A 3957-nucleotide genomic window follows, 5' to 3' on the forward strand; every position below is an offset into this window, starting at 1 on the left:
CCCTGCGCCGCCCCGCCTCGCCCCCTGCCCCCGCCTGCTGGCCGAGCGCCAGGTGCTCACGCGCCGCTACGCCGCCGCCCGGGCCCCAGCACAACAGCCTTTTTGGCCTCCGTGATAAGCCTTCGAAAAAAGACTTGCAGGCCGTGGTGGACGCCTTGCAGGGCATCGTGAACAAGGACGAGCAGATTGTGGCCGTGCTCAACCAGACGGCCCAAGCGGCCCAAAATACGGCCGTCACGCTGCAAAACACCAGCCGCGACGACCGCAACCTCACGTCCGACCGCCTGGCCGAAGCCCGCAACCAGCAGCTGAACGTGCAGGAGCGCGAGCGGCGCGCCATGGCCCGCCAGCTCACCCTCGAAGACGACCTCGACGCCGCCCAGCAGGCCCGCCAGTGGCGCGACTGGACCATCCTCGGGCTGGGCCTGGCCTGCGTGGGCTTGCTGGTGTGGGGGCGCCGACGTCGGTAGCGGCTGCCCGAAAAGGCGACCCAAAAACGGTCATACCGAACGCAACCGCGGCCTCTCGCGGGCAACGGTACTCATGATTAGCCAGCGGGCGAGAAGCCGCGGCTGCGCTCGACGTAACACTCCGTTTGGATAGGCGCGAAGTGCACTGGCCATAGTTGCTATTAAGTAATCAACTGAACGGCGGGAGCGCTCCTGCCGCGCTACCCTACCAAAATAGCGGGTGGGTTAGCCGATTGCAGCAGGCGCTCGTCTTCCAAGTGGCGCTGGAGGCCACTCTCGACGCTGGGCAGCAGGGCCCCGTGCGCGCTGCCCAGCACGCTGTAGCGCGGGCGCTGGGCGGCCCAGCCAAAGGCAGCGGCGGGACGCGGCTGCACACACGCCTCGTCGAGGCCGGCCGTGTGCAGGGCCAGGCGGGCCAGCTCGGCCCAAGTGCAGGGGCCCTGGTTGGCCAGGTGCCACCGGCCGCGGGCGCCGTCGAGCAGCAAGTCAAGGGCCGCATTAACCAGGTCGGGCACGTAGGTGGGCGAAATGATTAAGTCGTCGGCCGCGGGGAAGGGCCGGCCGGCGCGGGCGGCGGCCAGCGCGTGGTGCACAAAATTGTGCTCGTCCCAGGCGCTGAAAAAGGCACTGGTGCGCACCACCAGCGCAGTGGGCAGCTGGGCCAGCACGGCCTGCTCGGCCAGCAGCTTGCTGTGGCCGTACACGTTCAGGGGGCGCGCTGAGTCGTCTTCGCGGTACGGGGTGGCTTGCTGGCCGTCGAATACCAAATCGGAAGAAAAAGTGAGCAGCTGCGCGCCGTGAACGGCGCAGGCAGCGGACAGCCGCTGGGGCCCCGCCGTGTTTTCGCGGTAGCAACGGGCGTCGTCGGCCTCGGCTTCGTCGACGCGGACGTAGCCGGCGGCGTTCACCACGGCCCAGGGCCGGTGCTGACGCACGGCGCTTTCCACGGACGCCGCGTCGGCCACGTCCAGCGCGGCGCGGTCGAGGGCCACCGCGTGCAGGCCCCGGATGCGGCACACGCGCCGAAAGGCCTGGCCCAACGTGCCGCGGGCCCCGGTGATGAGGATGGGCTGCTGATTTGACATAAACGCTGATTGATAAGCAAGTTAGGCGGCCTCGGCGGGCCAGTAAAACCGCACGTCGCGCTGCCACCAGCCGGGGCCAGCCAGCACGGGGTGCGCGTAGTGGCCCCGCTGGATGAGGCCCTGCACCATTGGGTACAGCGCCGTGGGGCGGGGCTGCCCGCTGCGCACGTCGAACACGCCGGGCTCGTACGAGGCCCCGTCCTGGGTCAGCAGGTTGTCCCAATCGAAGGCCCCCAGCAGCGACCACACCGTGAGGCCGCGCAGGTCGACGCCGCTGGCACGCAGGCGGTTGGCCACTTCCCAGGTTTGGTGCAGCCAGCGCAGCTGCTCCTCGCGGGTGCAGCCCAGGTGCGACTCGGTGATGGCCAGCGGCCGGCGGTAGCGGTTCCAGGCCTCGCGCAACAAGTTTTCGAGGCCCGCCACGGCCACGCCCGCCACGCGCAAAGCCTCCACGTCGGCGTAGGCCGGGTGGGCAACGCCGCTGATGACGGGCTGGCCGGGGTAGCCCGCTAGGCGCTCGTCGAGGTGCCGCTCGCTGGTCACGTAGTGGTTGATGCCCAGCACGTCGGGTGGCAGCGGGTGGTCAATGAATTCCTGCAATTCGGCTTCGGCAATGCCGTGGCCGCGCAAATAGTCCCACAGCGGGTGGGCCGGCGTGAGAGCCCCGGCTAGCACGTCAAACGTCAGCCAGCGGCGGTGGTTTTCAAATTCGACCTGCGCCGCCAGCGCCGGGGTGCCGTGGGCCTGGCCCAGGTCCTCGGTTTGCACGAGCTGGGCCGCGGGGTTTACTTCCCGGATGGCCAGCATGGCCAAGCGCGTGGCTTGCAGCTCGTTGATGAGGATGCGCACGAATGCGGCATCGCTCCGCCCGTGCGGGTACCAGAGGCCGTAGAGGCCGCTGAAGCGAGCCGTGGTCAGGGGCTCGTTCACAGGGGTGTAGTAGCGCACCCAGGGGTAGCGCGCGGCCACCATGCGGGCATAGCGGGCCAGGCCGGGGGCAAACGTGGGCTGGTCGAGGGCGGTGTAGCGGGGGCCGCTACCGTGGTGCACCAGGCCCACAATGGGCGCGATGCCCAGCGCCTGCAAGCGGGCCAGCCGTTCATCGGGCCACTGCCAGTCGGGGCGGTCGAGGCTCTCGGGGGCTACGGTTTCCCAGAGCACGGGGTAGCGCAGGGTGCGCAGGCCCAGGGCGGCGAAGCGGTCGAGGTCGTCGAGCCGGTCGCGGTGGCCGTTGCGCACGAGCTGGTCAGAATACGCCTCGCCGACGCGCCGGCACGTGCATTCCACCCCACCCCAGATTTCTACGGTTGCTGTATGGTTCATCCGGTTTGCTACAAGTTATGGCTTCGGCACGATGGAATCGGCCGGGCTTTTATTCTGTATACTAACAAGGCAACCCACAGGTTACCAATACAGTATGCCAATATTCTCAACTACTGCTTAAGCCCAGCGGTGGCGCCGGCCTAAGTACCGGCTGCTCAGCGCCGGGGCCCCGCGCGGCGCGGTTACTTGCAAACCGTTACGGCGGGCTCCCAGTCCCGGGCCCCGCAGTGCGGGCACCCCGTGGCGGGGGCCTGCGCCGTGGCCGCCGTTTGCCCGCACTTCAGGCAGGCAAACGTGCCCGGTGCCACGGGCTGTGCCCCTCGGAAGTCTTCGTCCCAGCCCGGCACCAATGACAAGCCGGGGGCGGGCTTGTCGGCTTCGACCAGACTAAATGTGCCGTTGGCTTCCATGTACAGGCGGTGCACCTGGCCCAGGTGCTCCAGGCTTTCGCCCCGCAGCTGGGCAAACAGCCGCTCCTGCGACAGCACCACCTGCTCCATGGTGGGCAGTTGCAGCACCCCGTCGGCCACCACCGTGGTCACGGTGCCTTGCAGCAGGTACTCGGCGGTGGGGTGGCGGGCGGCCCAGTGCGCCACGAGCCGGTGGGCCCCCACCACCACGGCCGCAATGACCAACGGGGCCAGCAGCCCCCGGTCGGCGGAGAGCAAGGGAATGCCGATGCTGACGGCCAGCGAAACCAGCCCCGCCAGTTCGGTACGGCTGACCTGCCCGGCCATGCGCTTGCCCATCAGGCGCAGGCCGGCCAGCAGCACCAAATACATCAGTGCCAAGCGAATGGCCGCTTCCAGCAGAAAGCTCCAGGGCACGTCGCCCATCAGGATGCGCAGGTAATCGGTAATGTGGGGAGGCGGTGGCGGCGGCATTTCGGGCTAACTAATTATGCGGTCTAAATAATAAGCAGTGGGCTATTGCGCCGGCAGCCGTGGGCCTGCCCGCGCACCGCGCGGGCAGGCCCACGGCTGGGCGCTAGGCAAGCACGGCGGGCACCCAGTTTCGGCGCCGCAGCGCAGGCAGTGGGTGCCGGCGTGGTCGGCGGGGCGGGCACGTGGCCGCAGGTG

4 protein-coding genes are annotated in these 3957 nt (G+C 68.9%); 1 reads left to right on the plus strand and 3 read right to left on the minus strand.

Translation table 11 applies throughout. From position 1 onward, the window contains the following. The coding region (locus tag BEN49_RS27960; RefSeq protein WP_158022884.1) for an SH3 domain-containing protein at positions 1 to 470 on the plus strand (470 nt) is incomplete at its 5' end. Positions 471 to 670: 200 nt separating this feature from the next. Here BEN49_RS27960 and BEN49_RS28870 read toward each other — a convergent pair. The 3 genes from BEN49_RS28870 to BEN49_RS12115 all read right to left on the minus strand — a co-directional run bounded on the left by BEN49_RS28870 (position 671) and on the right by BEN49_RS12115 (position 3762). Further along, on the minus strand, positions 671 to 1555 hold the full coding sequence (locus BEN49_RS28870; protein ID WP_204376101.1) for an SDR family oxidoreductase: 885 nt from the start codon (positions 1553 to 1555) through the stop codon (positions 671 to 673). Between the two features lie 21 nt (positions 1556 to 1576). Further along, entirely contained in the window at positions 1577 to 2878 is a 1302-nt protein-coding gene (locus BEN49_RS28875; RefSeq protein WP_204376102.1) for a family 1 glycosylhydrolase, read from the minus strand. 182 nt (positions 2879 to 3060) lie between these two features. After that, a complete protein-coding gene (locus tag BEN49_RS12115; RefSeq protein WP_070743786.1) occupies positions 3061 to 3762 on the minus strand; it encodes a DUF421 domain-containing protein in 702 nt (233 codons plus the stop codon). Positions 3763 to 3957: the final 195 nt, after the last annotated feature.

It is taken from the genome of Hymenobacter coccineus (assembly GCF_001816125.1).
Classification (GTDB): Bacteria; Bacteroidota; Bacteroidia; order Cytophagales; family Hymenobacteraceae; genus Hymenobacter; species Hymenobacter coccineus.

Coding starts and splice junctions, on each gene's coding strand:
- BEN49_RS28875 (WP_204376102.1), bottom strand. CDS start 2,878: ATGAACCATACAGCAACCGTAGAAATCTGGGGTGGGGTGGAATGCACG.
- BEN49_RS12115 (WP_070743786.1), bottom strand. CDS start 3,762: ATGCCGCCGCCACCGCCTCCCCACATTACCGATTACCTGCGCATCCTG.
- BEN49_RS28870 (WP_204376101.1), bottom strand. CDS start 1,555: ATGTCAAATCAGCAGCCCATCCTCATCACCGGGGCCCGCGGCACGTTG.